Origin of the sequence: Nocardioides sp. J54, assembly GCF_000519005.1 — a bacterium.
Classification (GTDB): Bacteria; Actinomycetota; Actinomycetes; order Propionibacteriales; family Nocardioidaceae; genus Nocardioides.
Genome location: NZ_JAER01000026.1, coordinates 36098 through 60513, shown reverse-complemented (window position 1 = coordinate 60513; position 24416 = coordinate 36098). Strand labels below are relative to the sequence as shown.

Here is a 24416-nt window from a genome sequence, read left to right as displayed (position 1 = left end):
CCTCACGACTGTTCCAGCCCCACCCAGCGCCCCTCAGCCGCGGCCGACGGGCGGGAAGAGCCGCGATCAACGTGTTACAGCGGACCGGCCGCCCGCGTCCCGTGCCCCAGCGCGCTGCAACACGTGGTCCGCCGACCTGCCAGCCCCCTCACGACTGTTCCAGCCCCACCCAGCGCCCCTCAGCCGCGGCCGACGGGCGGGAAGAGCCGCGATCAACGTGTTACAGCGGACCGGCCCCGCGTGAGGCGGAAAGGGCGAGCGTGGTGCCGGCCCAGCGGCGGCGGAGCCAGCGGTCGTGGGAGGCGACCACGACCGTGCCGGGGCTGCGGCCGATGGCCTCCTCCAGCTCGCTGACCAGCGCGAGGGAGAGGTGGTTGGTCGGCTCGTCGAGGAGCAGCAGGTCGGGGGCGGAGGCGACGGCGACGGCCAGGGCGAGGCGGCGGCGCTGCCCGACGGACAGCAGGACGACCGGCTTGGGGTGCTCGCGCGGGTGGAGCAGGCCGAGGGAGCGCAGCGGGCGGCGTACGGCGAGGTCGGAGCCGACGAGCGCGGCGTAGGTGTCGGCGGCCGAGGCGGTCAGGTCGGGGAACACCGGGTCCTGGGTGAGCTCGACGACGCGCTGCGCGCCGACCTGCACGGTGCCGGCGGTCGGGGCGAGCCGGCCGGACAGCACACCGAGCAGGGTCGACTTCCCCGAGCCGTTCGCGCCCGTGACCAGCAGGTGCTCCCCCGCGGCGACGTCGAGCACCGGCAGCCGCAGCCGGTCGACGACCTCGAGGTCGCGGACGGTGACCACCCGCCCACCAGCACCGCCGCCCGCAGCAGCACCGCCGGTGAGCTCGGTCGACAGCCGTAGCGGCGCCGGGGGCTTGCGCACCTGCGTCCGCTCCGCCTCCTCCAGCCGCCGCTCCGCGTCCTTCTTGCGGCGGGCCAGGGCCCGGTCGACGTTCGCGCCCTTGAAGGCGTGGATGAACTTGTCGTTGTCGCGCGGCCCGCGGTTGTGCGCGATCGCGCCGGCATCGATCCGGGTCGCGGCGCGCAGCCGCTCGAGCTCCTCCTGCTGCTGCGCCCAGGTCTGCTCCCACCGGCGCCGCGCCGCCTCGCGCTCGGCGGCGTAGGCGGACCAGCCGCCGCCGTACCTCCGGCCGCCGCGGCCGTCGGTGCCCATCCCGACCGGGTCGAGGTCGACCAGGTCGGTGCACACCTCGTCGAGCAGGACGCGGTCGTGGCTGGTGAGCAGCACGACGCCCGGCAGGTCGCGCAGGAAGTCGACGAGCAGGGCCACCGCGTCGTCGTCGAGGTGGTTGGTCGGCTCGTCGAGCAGCAGGCAGCCCGGCCGGCGGGTGACCAGGGTGGCGAGCGCCAGCCGGGTGCGCTGGCCACCGGACAGGGAGCCCACCTGCCGGGTGGGCTCGAGCCGGTCGAGGCCGAGCCGTTCGGCGGCGAGGAGGGCCCGGCGGTCGGCGTCCCACGCGTCGTGGGCGAGCGCCAGCTCCAGCGCGGCGGCGTAGTCGTCGGCCACCGCGGGGTCGTCGAGCCGGCTCGCCAGCGCCTCGACCGTCGCGACCGCATCCCGCAGCGGCCGCAGCGCCGTGGCGAGGACGTCCTCGATGGTGGCGGCGTCGCTGAACGGCGGCTCCTGGGTGAGGAAGGCGCGGTCCGCCGGCGCCTCGACGGTCCCGCCGACCTGCGCGGTGCGCGGCAGGGTGCCGTCGATGGCGCGCAGCAGCGTGGACTTGCCGGCGCCGTTCTCGCCGATGAGCCCGATCCGCCGGCCGGGCTGGGCGAGGAGGTCGATGCCGTCGAGGACGGTGCGGCGGCCGAAGGTGACGGTCAGGTCGCGGACGACGACGGGCTGGAGGGTGGGGGTGGCTGGCATGACGGGCCTTCGCGACGAGGGTCGGACTCGCCGGGCACGGGGCCGCGGGCGCGAGTCGGGTCAAGCAGTCAGCCACATGGTGCCGCCACGGTACGACGACCGGCCGGTCCCGCGCCAACGATTAACCGGCGGCACCGGCCCGGGCTCAGAGGTCCTCGAGGATCCGGGCCCGCGCCGCGTCGTACTCCTCGCGGCTGACGAGGTCGCGGCGCAGCAGGTCGTCGAGCTCGGCGAGGCGCTCGGCTGCCGGTCGCTCCGGCTCCGCGGACCCCGCGAGCGCGGTGGGCGAGACCACCTGCGCGGCCTCCCAGTCGATCTCCCACGCGTCGGTCTCGGGGTCGATGAGCACCGGCAGGACGCCGGTGTGCAGCAGCGGCACGTGCACGTCGCGCACGACCGTCCGCGCCTGCGCCTCGAAGGGAGCGATGTCGTCGCCCTCGATCAGGAGGCGGATGACGACCTGCGGCTGGTCGTTGATGCGGACGTTGGTCTGCTCGAAGGAGAGCACCCGCCCGCGGGCCCGCCGGCCGCGGGTGCGCAGCTCCCAGGTCCGCCGCTGCCGGTCGGTGCGGTGGTGGGCGACCATGACCGCGACCAGCACGTCGACCACGGTGATCGCGATGCCGACCGGGAGCAGCCAGGCGTCGTTCGGGTCGTCGGCGGGGAGGCTGAGCCCCACGACGAGGAAGATCGGCCCGACGATGCCGGCGAGCAGGACGAAGGCCAGCGTCGGGACCAGGTTGCGGGCGAAGGAGCGCGGCGGCGGCACGTCCGGGGCGGGAACGCTCACGCGGACAGGCTAGGGCGCCGGGTGGTTCCGGGGAACGGGCGAGGAGGAACTGCACCAGACTCCTCCTCGTCGCCGGCGGCGTCGCGGGTGCCCGCGAGACGGCGGGACCGCGCCCGGACGGCTAGCCTGAGCGATCATGTCGACTCCTCCTGCCGATGACGCCACGGCTCCTGCGACCGCCGAGCGGTGGGACCAGTTCGGTGCGGCCTACGACCTGCCGGAGTTCGAGGGCACGCCACGCACGTGGCTGATGGCCTCGACCGGACGATCCGGCAGCCACTACCTCGGACACCTGCTGACCGAGACCGGCGCGCTCGGGGCACCCCTGGAGTACCTCCACCCCACCCACGGCAAGGAGTGGTGCCGACGGCTCGGGGTGGAGACCTTCGAGGAGGTCCTGGTCCACCTGTACCGGCACCGCACCTCGCCGACGGGCTGGTGGGGCACGAAGGCGCACTGGCCCCAGTTCCGCCGCTTCGCCGAGCAGCCCGCGCTGCTGGACGCGCTGCACTTCGAGCGCTACGTCCAGATCCGCCGGCGGGACGTCGTCGCCCAGGGGATCTCCCTGGCCATCGCCCGCCAGACGAAGGCCTGGATCAGCTTCCAGCGCAGTGACGTCGAGCCGGAGTACGACGCCGGCAAGATCCGGGACGCCATCGCGACGCTGGAGCGGCAGAACGCGCTCTGGGACGACTACTTCGCGCAGAACGGGATCACCCCGCTGCGGGTCGAGTACGAGGACCTGCTGGCGGACACGGTCGGCACCGTCAACCGGGTGCTGGAGTGGTTCGGCGTGGAACGCCAGCCCGGTGCCGAGCCGTTGGTGCAGCCGCCGCAGCGGCAGGCCGACCAGGTCAACGAGGACTGGAAGGCACGCTTCCTCAGCGACGGCGCGTGAGACGCCGGCGCACGCCGGGTCAGGACTGGGTGCGCAGGTAGCGGCCGAAGTGCGGGACGGTGAACGCGATCCGGCCCCGCTCGCCGGAGTAGATCAGGCCCTTCTTGAGCAGCGAGTCGCGCGCCGGGGAGAGGGACTGCGGCTTCTTGCCGAGCACGCCCGCCACGTCCGCGGTGGCGACCGAGCCGACCGGGTCCTCCTCGTCGCCGGCGGCGTCGGCCATGGCGCGCAGGTAGTCGCGCTCGGCCGGGGTGGCCCGCTCGAAGCGCGAGCCGAAGAAGCCGACGGCGAGCTCCTGCTCCGCCTCCGGGCCGGCCACCGCGACGTCGTCCGCGGTGATCGGGGTGCGGGGCGCGAGGTCCCAGACCGCCCGGCCGTAGGCCTGGATGAAGTACGGGTAGCCGCGGGTGGCGTCGTACATCGCGTCCAGCGCCTCGGGGGTGAACTCGGCGTCCTCCTCGGCCGCCGGGGCCGCGAGTGCCCGGTCGGCGGCGTCGCGCGAGAGCCGGTCGATGCGCTGGTAGGAGAACAGCCGCTCCGAGTAGGACTTGCTCGCCGACAGCACGGCCGGCAGGTGCGGGAGGCCGGCCCCGACGACGATGAACGGCAGGCCGTTCTGGCTCAGCTCGTGGCACGCGGCGCAGAGCGCGGACACGTCGGCGGCACCGAGGTCCTGCATCTCGTCGACGAAGACCGCGACGCCCTTGCCGGCGTCCGCGGCGAGCCCGCCGACGTCGGAGAACAGCTCGACGAGGTCGATCTCGATGTCGCCGGAGTCGGCGCGGCCGCGGACGGCCGGGACGTCGATGCCGGGGCTCCACCGGTCGCGCAGCTTCGCGTCCGCCCCGGCGTCACGCTGGGCGAAGGACCGGATGACGCCGAGCACCTGGGTGACGTCGTCGGCCTCGGCAGCGTCGAGCGCCGGCCGCCCGAGCTCGCGCACCGCCTGGTGCAGCGCGGACGACAGCGGCCGGCGCAGGGACTGGTCGGGCCGGGCCTCGAGCTTGCCGGTCCCCCAGCCCTTGCGGACGGCGGCCGAGCGCAGCGCGTTGAGCAGGACCGTCTTGCCGACCCCGCGCAGCCCGGTGAGCACCAGCGAGCGCTCCGGGCGGCCACGGGCGACCCGTTCCAGGACCACGTCGAACGCCGCGAGCTGCTGGTCACGGCCGGCGAGCTCGGGCGGGCGCTGGCCGGCGCCCGGCGCGTACGGGTTGCGGATCGGGTCCATGCTCCGACGCTATCCGGGTCTCTAGCGCCCGCCCTAGATTCACCTAGCGTGTCGGAGAAGCCGGGTCAGCGGTGGCGGACCGGGCCCCGGCTGCCGCGCACCAGCGCACCGCCGGCGACCACGCCGGCCACGCCGAGGCCGAGCAGCCACGGCTCGGCGCCGTTGCCGGTCGCCGGCAGCACGGCCGCCGGGCTGGCCACGGTGGCGATCCCGCCGACCTCGCCCTCCTCCTGGTCGACGACCACGTCGCCGTCGAGCAGGTCGTCACCGGTCGCCTCCTCGTAGTCCTCGTCGTCGTCGACGGCACCGTCCCCGTCGTCGCCCGCGTCATCCGCGTCGTCCGCGTCATCCGCGTCATCCGCGTCGTCTGCGTCATCCGCGTCGTCGACCGGCAGCGGGTCGCTCGGGACCACGTCGTCGTCGGAGTCGTCGGAGCCGTCGGGGTCGTCGCCGCCCTCCCCGATCACCGGCTCGCTCGGGCACGGCGTGCCGGGCACCTCGGGACTGACCAGGACCTGCTCGACCCAGGCCTGCTGGTCGACGCGGTCGTGGGCAGCGACGTCGACGACGGTGACCTCGGAGCCGGCGACCTGCGTCCAGCCCTCGCCCTCCGGGGCGGTGGCCGAGGTGCCGGTGGTCTCCTCGTGGCGGGGCGCGGCGGCGCGGGTGGCGCCGGTGGCGTCGTACCCCGCGGGGGCGGCGACGCCCTCCGGCAGCCACCGCCGGTCGACCTCGGCCGGGACGGTCTCGACGAGCTCGTCGGCGACCCAGCCGTCGCCGTCGGGCTCCTCGCCGTCGGGCAGCTCGACGGTCTCCCAGACACTGCCGGCGACGCGGGTCGCTCCGGTGGCGGTCGCGCCGGCGGGCGGCTCGTCGCCGTCGACCACCCAGGTGGTCTCGTCCCGGCGCTGCTCCGGCACCTCCGGCACGGCCGGCGAGGTGGTCACCCAGACCCGCTCGACCGTCGCCTCGGTGACGACCTCGTCGCGCACCTCGCCGGTCGGGGACCAGCCGATGCCGAGCTCACCGGCGTTCCAGCCCGGCACCTGCCAGCGCAGGGCACCGGTCCGGTGGTGGCGGTACTCCCACAGGGTGCGGACCACCGCGGGCTCGGTGACCTGCTCCTCCCAGTGGCCCTGCTCCTCCCGGCCGGGGACGTGCTCCTGCACGACCACGCTGCGCACGTGCTCGCGCTCGATCGTGTCGACCGCCCGGCCCCAGGTCCGGACGTGCTGCGCCGGGGTGACGACGCGGGCGTGCTCGACCTCGGTCACCGGCACCGTGCGTTCCCAGCGCCACTCGAGGTGGGCCTGCGCCGGCACGTGGGTCACGACAGCGGGGTGCTCGACGAGCTCGTAGCGAGCCGGGACCGTCGGCTGCCCGCACACCTCGGCGCTGGAGGCGGCGGGACCGAGGCCGACGACGGCGACGGTCGCAAGGGCGACGGGCGCGAGGACGAGGCGGGGCAGGTGGCGGCGAGACATGGAGGGGCCTTTCGACAGGGGGGTGGGCCGCGTCCCCGAGCCGCGGCACGCCTCCAACCGGGCGAGGCGCCGTCCGGTCACTGCCCGGGGCCGGAAACAGGACAAAGTCCCAGCGCTGCGCCACCGGCGCGTGACCGGCGCCACGGACCGGCCCTGTCACCGGACGTGTCTAGGCTGTCGACGTGCCCGAGCTCCCCGAAGTCGAGGCGCTGGCCCTGGACCTGCGGGGCCGGCTGGACGGCCGCGCGATCACGCGGGTCCACGTCGCCGCGTTCAGCGCCCTGAAGACCTACGACCCACCGCTGTCCGCGATCGAGGGCACCCTCGTCGACGACGTACGACGCCACGGCAAGTTCCTCGACATCGAGGCCAGTGGCCTGCACCTGGTCCTGCACCTGGCTCGCGCGGGGTGGGTGCGCTGGCGCGACGAACTGCCGTCCCTGCCGCCGCGGCCGAGCCCGAAGTCGACGCTCGCGGTGCGGGTGTTGCTCGACGAGCGCGACGACGCGACCGCCGGCCTCGACGTCACCGAGGCGGGCACGAAGAAGTCGCTCGCCCTCTACCTCGTGCGCGACCCGCAGGACGTGCCGGGCATCGCCAGCCTCGGTCCGGACCCGCTCACCGACGACTTCACCCGGGCGCGGCTGGCGGAGATCCTCGCCGAGGCCGGGCGCAAGCAGATCAAGGGCGTGCTGCGCCACCAGGGCACGGTCGCCGGCATCGGCAACGCCTACTCCGACGAGATCCTGCACGCGGCGCGGATGTCACCGTTCAAGCCGGCCGACAGCCTCGACGAGGCCGAGCTCACCACGCTGTTCTCCGCTATCCGCGACACCCTGGGCGACGCGGTCGAGCGCTCCCGGGGCCTGGCGGCCAGTGAGCTGAAGGCCGAGAAGAAGTCGAACCTCGCCGTGCACGGCCGGACCGGTGAGGCGTGCCCGGTGTGCGGCGACACCGTCCGGGAGGTGTCCTTCGCGGACTCGAGCCTGCAGTACTGCCCCACCTGCCAGACCGGCGGCAAACCGCTCGCCGACCGGCGGACCAGCAAGTTCCTGAAGTAGCGCGGCGTCGTCCTCGTCGGCGGGGGACCGCTACTCCGCGTCCCGGACCAGCGGGCTGGCCTCGGCGGCGGCCGAGTAGGCCTCGCTGGCGTAGAGCAGCCATGCGTGCATGCCGGCCGGGCCGCCGGTCGCCCACCCGCGCAGGTTGGACTCGTACTGCGGGCGCAGCGCCAGGTGCGCCGCCTCGGGCACCACGAGCGACTTCTCGTCGACGCCCTTCGCCGCGAGCAGCAGCCGCTCGGCGGCGCGGGCGACGATGCCGTTGTGGGAGCCGAAGGGGGCGGCGGTGACCAGCTCGGCGTGCACCACCGCCGCCACGGCGAGCGCCGGCGCCTGGGTGGGCGCGGTGACCAGCTCGGCGATGCCGCGCAGCCTCGACGCCGCCTCCCCGTCGCGCGGGCGGCCGAGCAGCTCGTCGGGCAGCACGCCGCGCGCGGCGAGGGTGTGCAGGCGGGCGAAGGCCTGGAGCGGCTGGCGGCGCACGACCGGCACCAGCGACAGCAGCTCGGTGGAGACGCGCACGGCGTCCGCGGCGACCTCGTCGCCCGCCCCGGCGCGGACCTCGGCCAGCGTCGACGACGACCCCTCGAGCACGGCGCTCGCGTGGGCGCCGCGCAGCAGCGACTCCCCGGTCAGCTCGGGGCTGGTGCGGCGCAGGCCGCGGTCGCGCAGCACGACGTCGATGCCGTCGCGGGCACCGGCGAAGCCGGAGGGGATGCCCTCGAGGGAGATCAGCCAGGCGTGCGGGTCGGTCGTCACCGGGCCAACGGTACTGACGGCGGCGGTGTGACCTCGGCCCGGCTCAGGCGTGCCTCCGCCACGCGGGGTCGCTGCCGCCGTACCCTCGCCGTGATGGCTACCGACGACACCACCCCACCTCCGGCCGCGCTCTGCTTCGGCGCCGTGGCCGAGGCCTACGACCGCGGTCGCCCCGGCTACCCGCGCGAGGCGGCGGCGTGGCTCACCGGCGACCAGCCCCTGACCGTCCTCGAGCTGGGCGCCGGCACCGGCAAGCTCACCGAGCACCTGGTCGAGCTCGGGCACGACGTGCACGCGACCGACCCCGACCCGCGGATGCTCGACCGGCTCGCCCTGCGGCTGCCCGAGCTCCGGGTCTCGCAGACCAGCGCCGAGGAGATCCCGGCCGCCGACGCGACCTACGACCTCGTCGTGGCCGCGGACTCCGTCGACCTCTTCGACGCCGAGAAGGCGCTGCCCGAGATCGCCCGCGTGCTCAAGCGCGGCGGCACCTTCGCGGTCATCCGCAACGTCCGCGACGAGCGGATCCCTTGGGTCAAGCGGCTCGGCAACCTGATTGGCCACCACGCCCTCGGCACCGGCATCGGCGAGGCCATCGAGTCCTCCCCCTACTTCGGGCCGGCCGAGGACGCGTCCTTCAAGCAGTGGCAGGTCATCGACCGTGCGTCGGTCCAGGACCTCGTCCGCTCCCTCGCCGAGGTCGCCACCCTCGACCGCACCAGCCAGGAGTCGCGGGTGCGCGAGGTGCTCGCGTTCTACGACGACTTCGGCCGCGGCATGGACGGCATGCAGCTGCCGTGGGTCACCGAGTGCTTCCGCGCCGTGGTGGGCATCCAGCCCAAGACCATCCGGCAGACCCCCGCGCCGCAGGAGCCCGAGGACGCCCGGGCCAGCGCGACCGAGGAGGGGGCGGACGACTACGTCGGCGAGCCGACGGTCCCCGTGGCACTCGCTCCCGCGGTCGAGCCGCCGGCCGACGACGACTCGGGCATGCTGCTCATCGACTTCCGCTGACCTCCCGCCGGCCGCCGGCCGGGACCAGGTCCAGCGCGAGGTGCCGCTCCAGGGCCCGCGCGGCCCGGTAGAGGGTCGGCTCGTCGTGATGGCGACCGACCATCATCATCCCGATGGGCAGGCCGTCACTCACGCCGCAGGGCAGGCTGAGCGCGGGGTGTCCGGTCGCGTCGAAGATCGCCGTGTTCACCAGGGTCTCGTAGGCACGCTGGACGACCAGCTCGACCGGCGCGTCGGGCGCGGGCAACGGGGTCGCCTTCATGGGGGTGGTCGGCATGACGAGCAGGTCGTGGCGCCCCAGCGCGTCGTCGTACGACGCCCGGGCGCGGCGCAGGAGGTTCTGTGCCTTGGCGTAGTACCGCCCCCGGTGCCGGGCGTGCATGTGCTGCCCGAGGAGCAGCACCGAGATCACGTTGGGCGGCATCTCGCCGGTGATCTCCCGCCATCCCCCCAGCCGGTCGAGGAAGTCGATCGGGTAGAAGCCCCGAGCCGCGGTGCCGAAGCCGTTGGTGTGGCAGATGGTGCGGAGCGCGCCCTCGGCCGTGATGGGAAGCCACACGGTCGCGCCGGTCGCCTGGACCGGGACCGACACCTCCTCCACGACCGCGCCGAGTCCGCGGAGCTCGTCGAGAGCCGCCCGCACGGCGGCGTCGACGTCCGCCTCGGACCCGGGCAGGCCGAAGCCCTCCTTGACCACGCCGATGCGGAGGCCCTCCACCCCGTCCTCGATGCCGGAGAGATAGTCCCTGACCTGCGGTGCGTGCTGGCGCGGGTCCAGCCCGTCGGAGCCGGCGAGCACGCCGAGGAGAAGGGCGTTGTCGGTGACGGTCGCCGTCATCGGGCCGGCGTGGTCCATGGTCGGGTCGATCGGCGCGATCCCCGTGTAGGGCACCAGCCCGTGGGTGGGCTTCATGCCGACGATCCCGGAGAAGCTGGCGGGGACCCGGATGGATCCGCCCTGGTCGCCGCCCACCGCCATGTCGACCTCGCCGGCGGCGACCAGCGCAGCACAGCCCGACGACGAGCCTCCGGTCGAGTGGGTCGGCCGGTGAGGGTTGCGCACCGGGCCCCACGCACTGGTGTGGCTGGCGCCGGAGCCGCTCATGAACTCGCAGTGCGCCTTGCCCACGATCCGCCCGCCGGCGTCGAGGACCCGGGTCGCGACGGTCGCGTCGCTGTCGGGCACGAAGCCGTCCATCGAGCGCATGCCGTTGAGCAGCGGGGCACCGGCGAGGCTGATGTTGTCCTTCAGGACGACCGTGCGGCCGGCCAGCGGCCCGTCCGCCGCGCCCGGGACGTCGATCCTCGAGGCCCAGGCGTTGTAGGGGTTCTCCTCGTCCTGCGGTCGGTGCGCCGCCCCGCGGGGGTACGACGGCGCGAGGATCTCGTCCTCGATGGCGTCGAGCTGCCGGTAGACGTCGAGGTTCGGCCCCATCAGTGCCCGGAAGGTCTCGAGCGCGGTGTCGTCGAGGTCGAGGGTCAGCGAGGCGGCATGGGCCCGCAGGTCGGCGAGGGTCGGGTCGGGAATGGTCATCAGCACTCCGTTCTGGGAGGCGGCGGCGCCCAGGCCGGGCGCCACCGTGCGGGTCACTTGGCGGCGCGGCGCCGGGCGACGGTGCCCACCCCGACGCCGATGATCAGCACGAGGCCCTGGAAGAAGTACTGCCAGTAGGTCTCCATCCCGAGCAGGGCGATCGCGTTGAAGCCGACGGCGACGGTGATCACGCCGATGACGGTCCCGATGATGTGGAACTGTCCGTCGCGGAGCACGGCGGAGCCGAAGAACGCTGCGGCGAAGGCCGCCAGGAGGTAGGTGTCCCCCGCGGAGACCGCAGCGCTCCCGGTCCGGGTGGCCAGCAGCACGCCGGTGAGGCCGGCCAGCGCCCCGCAGATCACGAAGCCCACGACGCGGACCCGGTCCACCCGGATGCCGGAGAGCTCGGCCGCGGTGGCGTTCCCGCCGGCGGCCTGCATCGAGCGGCCCAGCACGGTGCGGTTGAGGACCACCCAGGCCAGCAGGGCGAGCCCGGCCATGATGTAGACGGGATACGGGATGCCGAGGAAGCGGCCCAGGCTGATCTCCAGGAAGCCGTCCGGGTCGCTCAGCGAGACGGGAGTGCCCCCGGCGATGGCGTAGTTCACGCCGACGGCGAGGGTGCCGACACCCAGGGTGGCGACCAGGGCGTTGACGCCCAGCACGGTCACCACGAAGCCGTTGAGGAGGCCGATGAGGATGCCGACGAGGATCCCGGACAGGATCGCCACGGGGATCGACAGGTCGTGCCGCACGATGACCGTGCACGCGACGACCCCGGCGAGGCTGGCGGTGTTGCCGATGCTGAGGTCGAACTCCCCGGTGACGAGGGTGAAGGTGAGGCCCATCGCGATCACGGCGGACAGGGCGCTCTGGTTGAGGATGTTGACCACGTTGTTGCCGGTGGCGAAGGTGTCGGGCTTGAGCGCCGACATCACCAGCACCAGGGCGGCGAGCATCATCAGGGCGCCGTACCGGCCGAGGAGGAGCCAGAGCTGTGCCGAGCGTGGCTGCTGCACCAGCGCGGGCTGGATGGTCGTCGCGGTCATGACGTCTCCTGTTCGTCGATGGGGGTGAAGCACAGCTCGGTGAGGCGGTTCTTCGTCGCGGCGGTCCGCTCGACCGATGCGACGACGGTGCCGGCACGCACCACGACCACGCGGTGGCAGATCGCGAGCTCGTCGAAGTCGCTGGAGATGACCAGCACCGAGCAACCGGAGGCAGCGAGGTCGCCGATGATCCGGTAGATGTCGGCACGCGCGCCCACGTCGACGCCCACGGTGGGTTCGTCGAGGATCAGCACACGAGGCTCGGTGCGGACGTACTTCCCCAGCACGACCTTCTGCTGGTTGCCGCCGCTGAGCGAGTGGACCGGGTCCCTGGACGACCTGGCCTTCACGCCGAACCGCTTGATGAGCGACCTCGAGACCCTGCGCGCCGACCGAGGCCGGAAGAGGGCAGCGCCGCGCCGAGCCGCGCCCAGCTCAGCCATCTGGAGGTTGTCCTCGATGCTGTCGGACAGCACGAGCCCCTGGCTGCGGCGCTCCTCCGGGACGAGGCAGATCCCGCGCCGGATGGCCTCGTGGGGACTGCGCACGGCGTAGGGCTCCCCGTCGAGCACGACCGTGCCGCTGGTGGCGGCGTCCGCGCCGATCAGCAGTCGCGCGAGCTCGGTGCGGCCGGATCCGACGAGTCCCGCAATGCCGAGGACTTCGCCCTCGTGCAGGTCGAGGTCGATCCCGTTCACCAGGGGCGCCCGCGACAGGCCGCGCACGGCGAGCCGGACCCGCTCCCCGGGCGGGTGCGTGGGGCCCTGGCTCTCGATGGACTCGACCTCTCGCCCGGCGATGTGGCGGGTCAGGGTGTGGACGTCGAGGGTGTCGGACTCGAAGGTCCCGACCAGTCGCCCGTTGCGCAGGACGCAGATGTCGTCGGTGACCCGCAGCACCTCCTCGAGCCGGTGCGAGATGTAGAGGAGGCCCACCCCGTTACCGGTGAGCTGCTCGATGACCGCGTAGAGCCGTTCTGCCTCCTCCTCGGTGAAGGACGCGGTGGGCTCGTCGAGGGCCACCACCTTCGCCGGCCGCATCAGTCCTCGCGCCAGCGACAGCATCCACCGCTCCGCGACGGGCAGCCGGTCGACAGGCACGTCCAGCACCAGCGGGTGACCGAGCATGTCCGCGACCTCTGCGGCCCGCGCACGCACGCGTCGTTCGTCGACCAGGCCCAGTCGGCTGGCGGAGTGACCGAGCGCGAGGTTCTGCACGCCGGTGAACTTCGGCACCAGGTTGAGCTCCTGGTGGACGAAGCTCAGCCCGAGCGCGGTCGCCGCGCGCGGGCTGTCGATGCGGACCTCCCGTCCGTCGAGCAGGATCCGGCCGGAGTCGGCCTGCTCGACGCCTGCCAGGATCCGCACCAGCGTCGACTTCCCGGCGCCGTTGGCCCCGCACAGCCCGAGCACGGTGCCGGGCCGAAGGCGGACCGAGGCGTCCTCCAGCGCGACCGCGCCGCCGAAGCGCTTGGAGATCCCCTCCATCGCCAGGCTCACCCCGTGCGTCACGGGCGCGTCCGACGCGTGCCCCGGCTCGCGCACGGCGAGGTCGTGCATGCCCACCTCGCTCGTCACTGGACCGCGCCCGGGTACTTCTCGGCGAACGACGTGTAGGTCTCCGAGGTGACCAGCACCGCCGGGATGGGGATCACGCTCGGTTCGGCATCGGTGCCCTGCTCGATCACCTCGGGCGTGCGCTCGGCTGCGGTCCTCCCGGCAGCCGCGACGTCGATGAAGGACACCGCCCGGATGTCACCCGACTCGACGGCGTGCAGTGCCGCCGACGTGCCGTTGATGCCGTAGACGAGGACGTCCTGGCGCCGCTCCTGTCGCAGGGCGCTGACCGCGCCCAGTGCCGCCTCGTCCAGGCAGCCGACGACGGCCAGCGGGCCGCTGCCGGCCGGGTGCTCGGCCAGCCAGGCGTGGGTGAACTGCGTGGCCGCCTCCACGTGGCCCGGGATCGGCACCTCCTTGCGGGTGACCTCGATGCCCGTGCCCGCGACCAGCTCCATGAGCTCGGCCTCCCGTCCCATGCACGGCGGGCCCTGGTTGTTGCCGAAGAACAGCAGGTCGCCCTCTCCGTCGAGGTCCTCGAGGAGCATCTCGAAGATCTCGGTCGCGGTCGGGCGACCGGCGTCCATGTCGACGACGACACCGTCCGCGGGCCCGCCGGCGAAGGAGATGACCGGGATGCCCGCGGCACTCGCGGCACGGATCCCGGCGGTCAGGGACTCGCTGGGGAAGACGGTGGCGACGATGACGTCGACCCCCTTCTGGACGAAGTCGTTCATGGCGCTGATCGCCTTGTCGACCGAGCCCTGCGGGTCGACCTTGGTCACCTCCCAGCCCTGGTCGTCGGCGTGGTCGAGGTAGGCCCGGAGCGCTGTCTCGCTCGTCTCCTCGCTCGAGGAGAACTGGACGACGCCGATCGAGTACGCCGGGTCGTCACCCCCTCCGGTGTCCCCGCAGGCCGACGCGACGGTGGGCACCACCGCCAGCAGCGCCACTCCTCGCGCGATTCTCCGAATGATCATCGGTCCTCCTCAGGACTGGTGACGGCCGGGGCCGGTTGTCGGGTCGGCCCCGCGCAGCGGAGCCGACCGGAGGCACGCCCCGAGCACGCCGCATCGGCGCGGCGAGCACGGCGCGGGCGTCGAGCCGGCGTCGCACGCCTCGCCGTCGAGGCTGGCCGGCTTGATCAGCGGTGGGCCGGCGCTCCCTGCGTCGCCGCCGCGGTTGTGTTTCACCGCACATTAGTTGAGACTGGCGTCAACTTCAAGTAATCCTTGGGGGCATCCGAGACCGATTGCGCCGGGCAGCCAGGCGCACCCACTGACAGGGGTCCGTTGTGCCAGGTGCGCTCGACCACCAGGAGACCGTTCTCGCCGAGCGACGGGGCGCCGTCGCAGTGCTCACCCTCAACCGCCCGGCGCGGCTCAACGCGTGGACCGACGAGCTCGAGCGGCGCTACTTCGGGCTGCTCGACGAGGCGGAGGACGACCCCGACGTCCGGGCTGTCGTGGTCACCGGCGCCGGCCGCGGGTTCTGCGCCGGGGCCGACCTGGCCGACCTCACCACCGTCAGCCGGGACGGCGCGAGCGCACTGCCCGAGCCCGCCGCACCCCGGCACCGTCCCCTGCTCCTGCGCAAGCCGCTCATCGCCGCGATCAACGGCGCCGCCGCCGGCCTGGGCCTGGTCGAGGCGCTCTACTGCGACGTCCGTTTCGCCGCCCCGGACGCCAAGCTCACGACGGCGTTCGCGCGCAGGGGCCTGATCGCCGAGTACGGGATCGCCTGGTTGCTCCCCCGCATCGTCGGGCCGGGCCGCGCGCTCGACCTCCTGCTCTCCGCACGGATCGTGGACGGGCGGGAGGCCGCAGCCATCGGACTGGTCGATCGCCTCGTCGAACCGGCCCACCTGCTCGACGCCGCGGTGGACTACGCGCAGCAGCTCGCGGACCACTGTTCGCCCACCTCGATGCACCTCATCAAGACCCAGGTGCACAGGGCGCTCGACAGCGACTTCGAGTCCGCCGCGACCGAGGCCCACCGACTCATGCTCGACTCCTTCGCCGCACCCGACTGCGAGGAGGGCGTGGCCAGCCACCTCGAAGGACGACCGCCCGTCTTCCCCGGCCTGGCGCCGCTGGGCCGCTAGCACCCACCGACCCGACACCCCCGCAACCGCACGCGGTCCGGCCTCGCCGCCCTCCGCACCCATCCCGTCCCGTCCCGTCGAGGAGAGATCCGATGTCACTGCCCACGTTGCTCGAAGGCCGCCTGTCCGTCCCGGTCGTCGCCTCCCCGCTGTTCATCTGCTCCGGTCCGGAGCTGGTGGTCGCGCAGTGCAAGGCGGGGGTGGTCGGTTCCTTCCCCGCCCTGAACGCGCGCCCGGCCTCGCTGCTGGACGACTGGCTGGACCAGATCGAGGAGGAGCTCGCGGCGTACCAGCGGACCCACCCGGACGCCGTCGTCGCGCCGTACGCCGTCAACCAGATCGTGCACCGCTCCAACGACCGGCTGGAGGAGGACATGGCGCGCATCGTGGAGCACCGGGTGCCGATCGTGATCACCTCGCTCGGGGCGCGCCCGGAGATCAACGACGCCGTGCACTCCTACGGCGGGCTCGTGCTGCACGACGTGATCGACGACCGGTTCGCCCGCAAGGCGGTCGAGAAGGGTGCCGACGGCCTCATCGCCGTGGCCGCCGGCGCCGGCGGGCACGCCGGCACGTTGTCGCCGTTCGCGCTCGTGCAGGAGATCCGGCGCTGGTTCGACGGCCCGTTGCTCCTGTCCGGCGCCATCGCCCACGGCAGCTCCGTCCTCGCCGCGCAGGCGGCCGGAGCCGACCTGGCCTACGTCGGGTCCGCCTTCCTGGCCACCGACGAGGCCAACGCCCGCCCCGAGTACAAGCAGATGATCGTCGAGAGCACCGCCGCCGACATCGTCTACTCCAACCTCTTCACCGGCGTGCACGGCAACTACCTGCGCGGCAGCATCGCAGCCGCGGGCCTGGACCCGGACGACCTGCCGGTCTCCGACCCCTCCACCATGGACTGGGGCTCGGGAGGCACCACCGACGCCAAGGCATGGAAGGACATCTGGGGCTGCGGCCAGGGCATCGGCGCGGTCGACCGGACCGTGCCGGTCGCCCAGCTCGTCGAGCGCCTCGCCCGCGAGTACGACGAGGCGGCCGGCCGGCTCGCGATGCTCAGCGCCTGACCACAGCAGTCGGCGGCGACCCATTGCCCCTCACCGCGCCGCTCTCTAAACTTGGCGTCAACTTCAACTTAGGAGAGCGATGAGCACGACCGACCTCTTCACCGACCCACGACTGGCCGCCCGGCTCGCTGAGGAGCTCGCTGCGGACGCGCGCTGGCGTGCAGACGCTCGGTGGCTCGCCGGCACGATCGAGCTGCGCCACGACCACGGCAGTCTGACCGTCCGATCCATCCCCTGCGAGCCCCCGCAGGTGGCGCAGGGCGCTCCCGAGGGCGGCGCCGACTTCGTCGTCGAGGCCGGTGCCGACACATGGTCGTCGCTGCTGGCCGGCGAGGCCGACTTCCTCTCCGGCGGCCCGGCCGGCACGGTCACCACCCACGGTGATCCCGTCGCGACCATGCACGAGCTGCGCACGCTGCACAACACGCTGCTGGCCCTGCGCCGCCTGGCCGGCACACCGACGCCCGCGCCGTCCCCCGCCCCCGAGCCCACCTCGACCGAGGTCCGCGGCCGCTACGTCGACGTGGACGGCCTGCGGGTCCACGTGGAGGAGACCGGCGACGGCGTACCGGTCCTGTGCCTGCACGCCGCCGGCCAGGACACTGTGATGTACCGCCACGTGCTCACCGGGCTGGCCGACCGCTTCCGGGTGATCGCGGTCGACGCGCCGGGCCACGGCAAGTCCCTCCCCCCTCCGGGTGGGCGATTCACCAGCACCACGGAGCTCGCGGCCTTCGCCGAGCGGCTGATCGAGGTGCTCGAGCTCGATCTGCCGGTCGTCCTCGGCTGCTCGATGGCAGGGAACACCGTGCTGGAGCTGGGCGCTCGTCGCCCTGACGCCTACCGTGCGATCGTCTCGGCCGAGGGCGCGGCCCACACGCCCTCGCTGGACGAGTTCACCCTCGACATGATCACCACCCACGCCGCGGTCGTGCTCGAGCCGTTCGCGCGATCGCTCACCGGTCGCCGGACCCCGCCGGACCGCGCCGAGGAGGTCGTCTGGCAGCTGTGCCGGGCAGCGCCGTGGATCGCGCAGGGAGACCTGACCGGCTACGCCGCCTTCGACCTGCGCGACCGGCTCGCCGACATCGCCGCACCCACCCTGCTCCTGCGAGGCAGCGACGACTGGCTGGTCGATGCCGAGAAGGTGGCCGCCACCGCGGCCGGGATCGGCGACGTCGAGGTCGTCACGCTCGACGGCACCGGTCACTACCCGATGATCGAGAACCCGGTCGAGTTCAACGCGGCCGTGCGCGCCTTCCTCGACCGGGTGCTCGACCGGTGAGCACGGGCCCGCACCCGCCGGCCACCCGCGTCGAGCTGGTCGAGACCAACGGCATCCGGCTCAGCACCCTCGTCGCGGGCACCGGTCCCCCGGTCCTGCTCGCCCACGGCTTCCCGGAGCTCGGCCACTCGTGGCGCCACCAGGTCACGGCCCTCGTCGCGGCCGGCTACCAGGTGGTCGTGCCCGACATGCGCGGGTACGGCGACAGCGACCGTCCTGACGACGAGGCGGCCTACGGCGTCGAGCAGGTCGCAACCGACCTGGCCGGGCTGCTCGACGCCCTCGGGCACGAGCGGGCCGTCCTGGTCGGCCACGACTGGGGTGCCGCCGCAGCGTGGGCCACCGCGGTCCTGCACCCGGACCGGGTCCGCGCGGTCGTGGGACTGAGCGTCCCGCACGGACCGCCGGCCGCCGTACCGCCCACGGAGGTGCTGCGCCGGCGGCTGGGCGACGACTTCTACATGATCTGGTACCAGGAGCCGGGGCGGGCCGAGGGTGCGCTCTCGGCAGACCTGCGCCGCACGTTCACCGGCCTCTTCGCGGAGGCGCCCGGTTGCCTGCACGCGCGAGCCCACGACGCCGCCCTGCCCGAGTGGATCGATCCGGACGACCTCCAGGTCTACCTCGACGCCTACGAGCGCACGGGCTTCGCGGGCGGACTGCGCTACTACCGCAACATCGACCGGAACTGGGAGCTCGCCCGCGCCCGGGGCCACCACGTCCACCAGCCCGCGATGTTCGCCACCGGCGCCGACGACCTGGTCCGCCGGTTCCAGCCGGCCGACCGCCTCGCCGAGAGCTGCACCGACCTACGCGGCCACCACGTCGTCCCGCAGGCGGGGCACTGGCTCCAGCAGCAACGCCCGGACGAGGTCAACGCGCTCCTGCTGCGCTTCCTCGAGGGTCTCGACTGAGGCTGGTCCGACCTGCGCCGCAGGGGCCTGCCGCCCGGGGCGCCGCTCGGTCGACCGACGCCCCGGGGGGCTCACGAGAAGTGCCGGCGCACGTTGGCGACGAGCATCGTCTCGAGCTGGGCCTCGGTCACGCCCTTCTCGAGCAGGGCCGGCAGGACGTCACGCGGGATGTGGACGTAGTTCCAGTTCGGCAGCGCGGCAACCAGCTGGTCCTCCGGCACGAAGTCCATGAAGCAGTGCGCGTCGTGCGAGAGCACGATGCTCTCGGCATAGCCGCGCCTGACCAGCTCGACGATCACGTCGATCCGCCGCTCGGTGTCCATCCACGGGTCCAGCCCGAAGCGGTCCATCCCCAGCAGAGAGCCCGCGTCGGCGAGCTGCACGAGGTAGTCCAGGTCGTCGCTGTCACCGGAGTGACCGACGATGACCTTGCGCAGGTCGACACCCTCGTCGGCGAGCACCTTCTGGGCCACGAGACCGGACTGGGTGGCGGCGTTCGTGTGGACCGTGATCGGCGCCCCCGTCTGCACGCTCGCCTGGCCGACCGCCCGCATCACGCGCTCGACCCCGGGGGTGAGACCCGGTTCGTCGATGGCGCACTTGAGGAAGGCTGCTCGCACGCCGGTGTCCGCGATGCCCACGGTGAGGTCCTTGACGAAGAGCTCGGTCAACGGCTCGGGTCCGTCGAACATCAGGCCCGGACCGCGGTAGTGGAACTGGTGCGGCACGTCGTTGAACGTGTAGAGACCGGTCGCGGCGAGGATCTGCAGCGACGTGCGCTCGGCGATCCGCTGGATGCGAGGGATGTAGCGGCCCAGCCCGAGGACGGTCGGGTCCATGATCGTGTCGAACCCGAGGCCACGAAGCTCCTCGAGGGCGGCGACGGCGCGCTCGACCTGCTCCTCCTCGTCCCAGTCGTCCTGGTAGTTGATCCGGTACTCCTCGCCCAGCACGAACACGTGCTCGTGGACCAGCGTCCGGCCGAGGTCGTCGAGGCCGATCTCCCCGGTGATCGTCGGGATGGTGGTCATGCTTCCTCCTGCGTGGTGTGCGGTGCGCGGGGGCCGCGCCCGGTGTGGTCGTCCTTCGGCACGCCGACGGCGTTCAGCCAGAGCTGGGTGATGGTGGCGGCGACGCCATCGAGGTCCCAGTCCTCCTCCAGGGCCAGGGCCAGGTAGGCCATCCGGCTGGTCATGCCGGCCAGCGCCCGGGCCGTCATCAACGGGTCGAGCGTGGGGTCGGCGTACCCGTGGTCCTGCATCCATGCGATCCGCCGGGCGCTGCGCTCGGCGAAGGCGCGCGAGCGGGCGAGGCGGAGCTCGCGGAAGGCCGGGTCGATCGTGGCCACCTGCTCGAGCAGCTTCATCAGCCTCGCGTTGCGGCCGTAGGCGTCCAGGTAGGCGCGGTTGGCAGCGGCGATGATGGCCGCGGAGTTCCCCGGGTCGGCGTCGACGTGCGGCATGCCCGGATGCATCATGTCGTCCTGGGCCGCATGGAGGACGGCCGTGAGCGCCTCCTCCTTGCTCTCGAAGTAGGTGTAGAAGGTCCCGGTGGAGCACCGCGCCTCGCGGGTGATGTCGGAGAGGCGGGCGTCGATGAAGCCGTCCCGCTCGAAGACCCGCCGCGCGGCCGCGACCAGCGCCTCCCGGGTGCGGACCCCGCGAGCGGTGCTGGGCTGCTCGCCGACCTGGCCGTCGCCGACGAGGGGCGGTACCGCACCCTCGTCGGCGGCGTCGTCGTCGATCGTGGTGACGATCTCGCTCACTTGACCGCTTCGGGATGGGTCGTGGCGAACTCGTCGTAGGTGTCCTCGGTGACCAGGAAGGTCGGCAGCGGGACGTCACGGGCGTCGGCGCCCGGGCCGGCCTCGATCACCGCCGGCGTCTGCTCGGCGAGGTCGCGGCCGACCCCGAAGGCGTCGGCGAACGCGGTCGCCCTCATGTCGCCATCCCGGACGGCCCGCACGGCCGCCGGGGTCCCGTTGATGCCGTAGACGAGGACGTCGTCGCGATCGGCCTGGCGCAGCGCGCTGACCGCGCCGAGCGACGGGTCGTCGAAGCAGCCCCAGACCGCGAGTGGCCCGCTCCCCTTCGGCCGGTCGGCCAGCCAGCCCTGGGCGATGCGCGTGCCGGCCTCGACCTGGCCGGGGATGGGCACCTCCTCGCGGGTGACCTCGATGTCGGTCCCGTCGAGGGCGTCCATGAGCTGCTCCTCGCGGCCGACGCAAGGCAGGCCTGCGGAGTACCCGAGCACGAGGACCTCACCCGAGCCGCCGAGGTCATCGATGAGCAGGTCCGAGATCTCCTCCGCGTTGGGGCGTCCGGCGTCGGCGCTCATCGGGACGCCCTCGGCCGTGCCGCCGACGATCGAGATCACGGGGATGTCCGCAGCGCTCGCCGCCCGGACGCCCGCCGTGAGGGAGTCGCTCGGGAAGACGGAGACCACGATCGCGTCCACGCCCTTCTGCACGAAGTCGTTCATGGCGCTGATCGCCCGGTCGACCGACCCCTGCGGATCGACCTTGCTGTACTCCCAGCCCTGCTCCTCGGCGTACTCCACGTAACCGCGGATCACGGTCTCCGTCGTCTCGTCGCTCGACGAGAACTGGACAATGCCGATGGTGTAGCGCTCGTCGGCACCTTCCTCCGCCGACGATTCGCCGCCGCAGGCGGCGACGACCAGCGAGAGCGCCGTCAACGACAGGCCGGCAGCCAGCCTTCGAGACATCATGGGAACCTCCTTCTCAGCGCACGGGGCGCTGTTGTGCGTCGGGCCGCTCGGGTAGGCCCGATCACGTCGTGGACTCCTGCAGGCCGCGCGAGATCGCGTCGCGATCGATCGCCCGCTTCAGGATCTTTCCGGTGGCGCCGCGGGGCAGCTCCTCGACGAACGAGAAGAGCCGCGGCACCTTGTACGCCGAGAGCCGCTCCTTGGCCCAGGTGCGGATGTCCTCGCCGCTGACCCGCGCACCGTCCGCGCGCACCACCACCGCCGCGATCTCCTCGCCGTAGTGGCGGTCGGGCACGCCCACCACCGCGACCTCGACGATGTCGGGGTGCTCGTAGAGGACCTCCTCGACCTCGCGGGGGTAGACGTTGTAGCCCCCGCGGATGATCAGGTCCTTCGCCCGGTCGACGATCGTCAGGTAGCCGTCGGCGTCGAGGTGCCCGAGGTCGCCGGTGTCGAGCCAGCCGTCGCGGAGGTCCGCCGCCGTCGCCTCGGGCCGGTTCCAGTAGCCCTTCATCAGTGTCGGGCCGGAGAGGAAGACCCGGCCGACCTCGCCCGGCGGCACGGGGGAACCCTCGGTGTCACGCACCTCGACCCGGAGCGACGGCAGCGCGAGGCCGACGGTGCCCGGCCGGTGCGGCAGGTGGATGTCGCTGAAGGTGCCGGCTCCCGTGGTCTCGGTCAGGCCGTAGCCCTCGAGGATCGTGCAGGAGAAGCGGCCCTCGAAGGCCTTGATCACCTCGGCGGGCAGGGAGGCCCCGCCGGACCCGGCGAGGCGCAGGTCGGCGAAGTCCTCGGCACCGAGCTCGTCGCTCGCGTGCAGCATCGCGTTCCACATCGTGGGGACGCCCAGGAGCACGCTCACCCGGTCGTCGCGGGTCAGGCGCAGCATCGCAGCAGGATCGAAGGGGGAGAGCAGTGAGAGCGAGGCGCCGGTCGACAGCGTGCTGTTCATGCAGACCGCCTGCCCGAACACGTGGAACAGCGGCAGCGCGGTCGCGACGCGGTCCGCTGCCGTCAGCCCGAGGGCCGGGACGAACGCCTCGACCGTGGCGACCAGGTTGCCGGCCGTGAGCTCGGCGCCCTTGGGGCGGCCCGTCGTGCCGGAGGTGTAGAGGATCAGCGCGGTGTCGTCGGCCGAGTGCTCGTGGGGGCGGGCGACGGCGGGACCGGCCGGCGGACGGCCGGCGGGGAGCTCCCAGAGCGGCAGGTTCCGCTCGGCAGTGGCCTCCCGCGCCGCTTCCGCGCACTCGTGCCACGCGATCACGAGCGAGGCACCGGAGTCGTCGAGCACGTAGCCGATCTCGTGCCCCGTCGACATGGTGTTCATCGTGATGACGGTGATCCCTGCGGCGTGGAGGCCGTAGTAGGTCGGCACGAACTCCGGCACCGACGGCGCGATCAGGACCACCCGGTCGAGCGGCGCGAGACCCGCCTCACGGACAGCGCCGGCCACACGTGCACTGGCCTCCCGCAGCTGACCATAGGTCTGCGCCACGGGGCTGCGCACCGCCAGCCGATCGGGATCGGTGACGGCGTGGCTCCAGACAGCGGCCGCGATGTTGACCATGGGTCTCCTCCGTGTGACGTGGAACACTGGCTCGCCGCACCGTAGTTGAAACCGGACTCAAGTTCAAGGCCGTGCCTGGAATGGCCCCCGACCAGCGAGCGAGGACGTCGGGAGAAATGCGAGGAGCGCCCGCGCCCCAGCGGGGCACGGGCGCTCGGCAGCGCGACCGCGTCAGTCAGCCGCGCTCGGGCTGCTGGAGCTTCAGCGCGTTGATCCAGATCTGGGTCAGGGTGGTGGCCAGCTCATCGGCGTCCCAGTCCTCGCCGAGCACCCAATTCGTGTAGGCGGCCCGGGCCACCATGCCCGAGAGGGCACCGGCGGCGAGCAGCGGGTTGAGGGTCGGGTCGGCGAGGCCTGCCGCCTGGAGGTCCTGGATCGCCCGCGCGTTGCGGCGCATGAAGGCGTCGGCGCGACGCTTGCGCATCTCGCGGAAGTCGTCGTCGATCGTCGCGACCTGCTCGAGCAGTCGCATCAGCTGGGCGTTGCGCTGGAAGGACTCGAGGTAGGCACGATTGCTGGCCTCGATCGCGCCGATCGGGTCGTGCTCGTTCAGCTCACGCACATGGGGGTGGAGCATCTCGTCCTCGAGCTCCTCGAGCACGGCCCGGAAGATCTCTTCCTTGCTGTCGAAGTAGGTGTAGAACGACCCCGAGGCCGTACCCGCCTCGGACGTGATGTCGGCCAGCCGTGCGTCGAGGTAGCCGTCACGCTCGAACACCGTGCGCGCCGCCTGCACCAGGCGGGCGCGGGTACGCGCCCCACGGGCTGTGCGCGGGGGCACGCGTTCCGGCGCCGCAGGGCCCTTACGGGGCGATGCCTCCCGTGCCATCCGTACTCCTCGTCGGCTCGTCGTTCCCGTCGACACGCGTCTGCCGGACCGGCCCGGCGGCCGCCACTTTATCGCTCGACCAGTGTGCCAAGGCGCCGCGCCTGCGAGCCGTGCGACTCGTGGCCCACTCAGCCGACCGGCACGACCCGGGCCACCGACTCCGCGACGCACACCGGCCGGTCGCCGCCCTCGCGCTCGAAGGTCTGTCGCGACCGCAGCTGGATCCCGCCAGCGACCGCGTCCACCTCGAGCAGGCGCCAGGTCATCCGGACCCGCGACCCGACCGGCAGCGGCGCCGGGAAGCGCACCCGGTCGTAGCCGTAGTTGAGCCCGTGGGCGAAGCCTTCCAGCGAGACCAGCTCGTAGAACAGCGCCGGGCCGAGCGAGAGCGTGAACAGGCCGTGGGCGATGGTCCCGCCGAGCGGGGAGGCCGCGGCGCGCACGGGGTCGACGTGGATCCACTGCCGGTCCTCGGTCACGTCCGCGAACACCGTGACCGCCGCCTGGTCGACCGGACGCCAGCCGGTCGGCCCGATCTCCACGCCCACCAACGCCAGCAGGTCGCTGAGGTTGGCCGGTCGGAGCGGGTACGTGTGCTGCGTCATAGTTGCCTCCAACTTGAAATTGAGATTAACTTCAAGTTAGCAACCTGATCCCGCCGCCACCACCCC

The 24416-nt window shown here is 73.0% G+C and carries 22 protein-coding genes; 7 read left to right on the top strand and 15 right to left on the bottom strand.

Translation table 11 applies throughout. The features are described from left to right. Nucleotides 1–220: 220 nt before the first annotated feature. Together NOCJ54_RS0115930 and NOCJ54_RS26280 are read right to left on the bottom strand one after the other, a co-directional pair. A complete protein-coding gene (locus tag NOCJ54_RS0115930) occupies nt 221–1879 on the bottom strand; it encodes an ATP-binding cassette domain-containing protein (protein ID WP_028656280.1) in 1659 nt (552 codons plus the stop codon). Between the two features lie 145 nt (nt 1880–2024). Next, nucleotides 2025–2669, bottom strand: a complete 645-nt coding sequence (locus NOCJ54_RS26280) for an SHOCT domain-containing protein (RefSeq protein ID WP_157514929.1) — start codon at nt 2667–2669, stop codon at nt 2025–2027. Nucleotides 2670–2805: 136 nt separating this feature from the next. Here NOCJ54_RS26280 and NOCJ54_RS28430 point away from each other — a divergent pair, with 136 nt between their 5' ends. Continuing rightward, nucleotides 2806–3567, top strand: coding sequence for a Stf0 family sulfotransferase (locus tag NOCJ54_RS28430; RefSeq protein ID WP_028656279.1), 762 nt, complete (start codon nt 2806–2808; stop codon nt 3565–3567). Between the two features lie 19 nt (nt 3568–3586). Here NOCJ54_RS28430 and NOCJ54_RS0115915 read toward each other — a convergent pair whose 3' ends face one another. Both NOCJ54_RS0115915 and NOCJ54_RS28425 read right to left on the bottom strand, forming a co-directional pair. Further along, a complete protein-coding gene (locus NOCJ54_RS0115915; protein ID WP_028656278.1) occupies nt 3587–4795 on the bottom strand; it encodes an ATP-binding protein in 1209 nt (402 codons plus the stop codon). 65 nt (nt 4796–4860) lie between these two features. Next, on the bottom strand, nt 4861–6279 hold the full coding sequence (locus NOCJ54_RS28425) for a hypothetical protein (RefSeq protein ID WP_028656277.1): 1419 nt from the start codon (nt 6277–6279) through the stop codon (nt 4861–4863). A gap of 182 nt (nt 6280–6461) precedes the next feature. On the opposite strand from NOCJ54_RS28425, the gene NOCJ54_RS0115905 reads away from it, so the two are divergent. Further along, nucleotides 6462–7340: an Fpg/Nei family DNA glycosylase gene (locus NOCJ54_RS0115905; protein ID WP_028656276.1), complete on the top strand. Its 879-nt coding sequence runs from the start codon at nt 6462–6464 to the stop codon at nt 7338–7340. Nucleotides 7341–7370: 30 nt separating this feature from the next. On the opposite strand, the gene NOCJ54_RS0115900 is transcribed toward NOCJ54_RS0115905, so the two are convergent. Next, nucleotides 7371–8099, bottom strand: coding sequence for a hypothetical protein (locus NOCJ54_RS0115900; protein ID WP_028656275.1), 729 nt, complete (start codon nt 8097–8099; stop codon nt 7371–7373). Between the two features lie 93 nt (nt 8100–8192). Between NOCJ54_RS0115900 and NOCJ54_RS0115895 the strand changes: the two genes are divergently transcribed. Next, entirely contained in the window at nt 8193–9113 is a 921-nt protein-coding gene (locus NOCJ54_RS0115895; protein ID WP_028656274.1) for a class I SAM-dependent methyltransferase, read from the top strand. Here NOCJ54_RS0115895 and NOCJ54_RS26265 read toward each other — a convergent pair. From NOCJ54_RS26265 to NOCJ54_RS0115875, 4 genes are read right to left on the bottom strand one after another with little or no spacing between them, the layout of a single operon-like run. Further along, a complete protein-coding gene (locus NOCJ54_RS26265) occupies nt 9097–10647 on the bottom strand; it encodes an amidase (RefSeq protein ID WP_051485943.1) in 1551 nt (516 codons plus the stop codon). The genes NOCJ54_RS0115895 and NOCJ54_RS26265 overlap by 17 nt on opposite strands. A 53-nt stretch (nt 10648–10700) precedes the next feature. Beyond that, complete coding sequence (locus NOCJ54_RS0115885; protein WP_051485938.1) at nt 10701–11696, bottom strand: ABC transporter permease; 996 nt, start codon at nt 11694–11696, stop codon at nt 10701–10703. Continuing rightward, entirely contained in the window at nt 11693–13255 is a 1563-nt protein-coding gene (locus tag NOCJ54_RS26260; protein ID WP_051485941.1) for a sugar ABC transporter ATP-binding protein, read from the bottom strand. Before NOCJ54_RS26260 ends, NOCJ54_RS0115885 begins: the two co-directional genes overlap by 4 nt. Nucleotides 13256–13269: 14 nt before the next feature. After that, entirely contained in the window at nt 13270–14232 is a 963-nt protein-coding gene (locus tag NOCJ54_RS0115875; protein WP_084255318.1) for a sugar ABC transporter substrate-binding protein, read from the bottom strand. A 314-nt stretch (nt 14233–14546) separates the two neighbouring features. Between NOCJ54_RS0115875 and NOCJ54_RS0115870 the strand changes: the two genes are divergently transcribed. The 4 genes from NOCJ54_RS0115870 to NOCJ54_RS0115855 all read left to right on the top strand — a co-directional run bounded on the left by NOCJ54_RS0115870 (nt 14547) and on the right by NOCJ54_RS0115855 (nt 18619). Beyond that, on the top strand, nt 14547–15356 hold the full coding sequence (locus tag NOCJ54_RS0115870; RefSeq protein WP_028656271.1) for an enoyl-CoA hydratase-related protein: 810 nt from the start codon (nt 14547–14549) through the stop codon (nt 15354–15356). Nucleotides 15357–15448: 92 nt separating this feature from the next. After that, nucleotides 15449–16420 (top strand): NAD(P)H-dependent flavin oxidoreductase, encoded by a 972-nt coding sequence (locus tag NOCJ54_RS0115865; protein WP_028656270.1) that lies wholly within the window; start codon nt 15449–15451, stop codon nt 16418–16420. A gap of 79 nt (nt 16421–16499) precedes the next feature. Then, complete coding sequence (locus NOCJ54_RS0115860) at nt 16500–17705, top strand: alpha/beta fold hydrolase (protein WP_036518288.1); 1206 nt, start codon at nt 16500–16502, stop codon at nt 17703–17705. Beyond that, complete coding sequence (locus tag NOCJ54_RS0115855) at nt 17702–18619, top strand: alpha/beta fold hydrolase (RefSeq protein WP_028656268.1); 918 nt, start codon at nt 17702–17704, stop codon at nt 18617–18619. Before NOCJ54_RS0115860 ends, NOCJ54_RS0115855 begins: the two co-directional genes overlap by 4 nt. Nucleotides 18620–18690: 71 nt before the next feature. On the opposite strand, the gene NOCJ54_RS0115850 is transcribed toward NOCJ54_RS0115855, so the two are convergent. The 6 genes from NOCJ54_RS0115850 to NOCJ54_RS0115825 all read right to left on the bottom strand — a co-directional run bounded on the left by NOCJ54_RS0115850 (nt 18691) and on the right by NOCJ54_RS0115825 (nt 24350). After that, nucleotides 18691–19650, bottom strand: coding sequence for a phosphotriesterase family protein (locus NOCJ54_RS0115850; RefSeq protein WP_028656267.1), 960 nt, complete (start codon nt 19648–19650; stop codon nt 18691–18693). Then, nucleotides 19647–20384, bottom strand: a complete 738-nt coding sequence (locus NOCJ54_RS26255) for a TetR/AcrR family transcriptional regulator (RefSeq protein ID WP_084255316.1) — start codon at nt 20382–20384, stop codon at nt 19647–19649. The genes NOCJ54_RS0115850 and NOCJ54_RS26255 overlap by 4 nt, the downstream gene beginning before the upstream one ends. Next, nucleotides 20381–21349 carry a sugar ABC transporter substrate-binding protein gene (locus NOCJ54_RS0115840; RefSeq protein ID WP_028656266.1) on the bottom strand — a complete coding sequence of 323 codons (969 nt, stop codon included), beginning with the start codon at nt 21347–21349 and terminating at the stop codon, nt 20381–20383. Before NOCJ54_RS0115840 ends, NOCJ54_RS26255 begins: the two co-directional genes overlap by 4 nt. A gap of 61 nt (nt 21350–21410) precedes the next feature. Beyond that, on the bottom strand, nt 21411–22916 hold the full coding sequence (locus NOCJ54_RS0115835; RefSeq protein ID WP_028656265.1) for a long-chain-fatty-acid--CoA ligase: 1506 nt from the start codon (nt 22914–22916) through the stop codon (nt 21411–21413). Between the two features lie 175 nt (nt 22917–23091). Next, a complete protein-coding gene (locus tag NOCJ54_RS0115830; RefSeq protein WP_084255314.1) occupies nt 23092–23745 on the bottom strand; it encodes a TetR/AcrR family transcriptional regulator in 654 nt (217 codons plus the stop codon). Nucleotides 23746–23873: 128 nt separating this feature from the next. Continuing rightward, nucleotides 23874–24350, bottom strand: coding sequence for a MaoC family dehydratase (locus tag NOCJ54_RS0115825; RefSeq protein ID WP_028656263.1), 477 nt, complete (start codon nt 24348–24350; stop codon nt 23874–23876). Nucleotides 24351–24416: the final 66 nt, after the last annotated feature.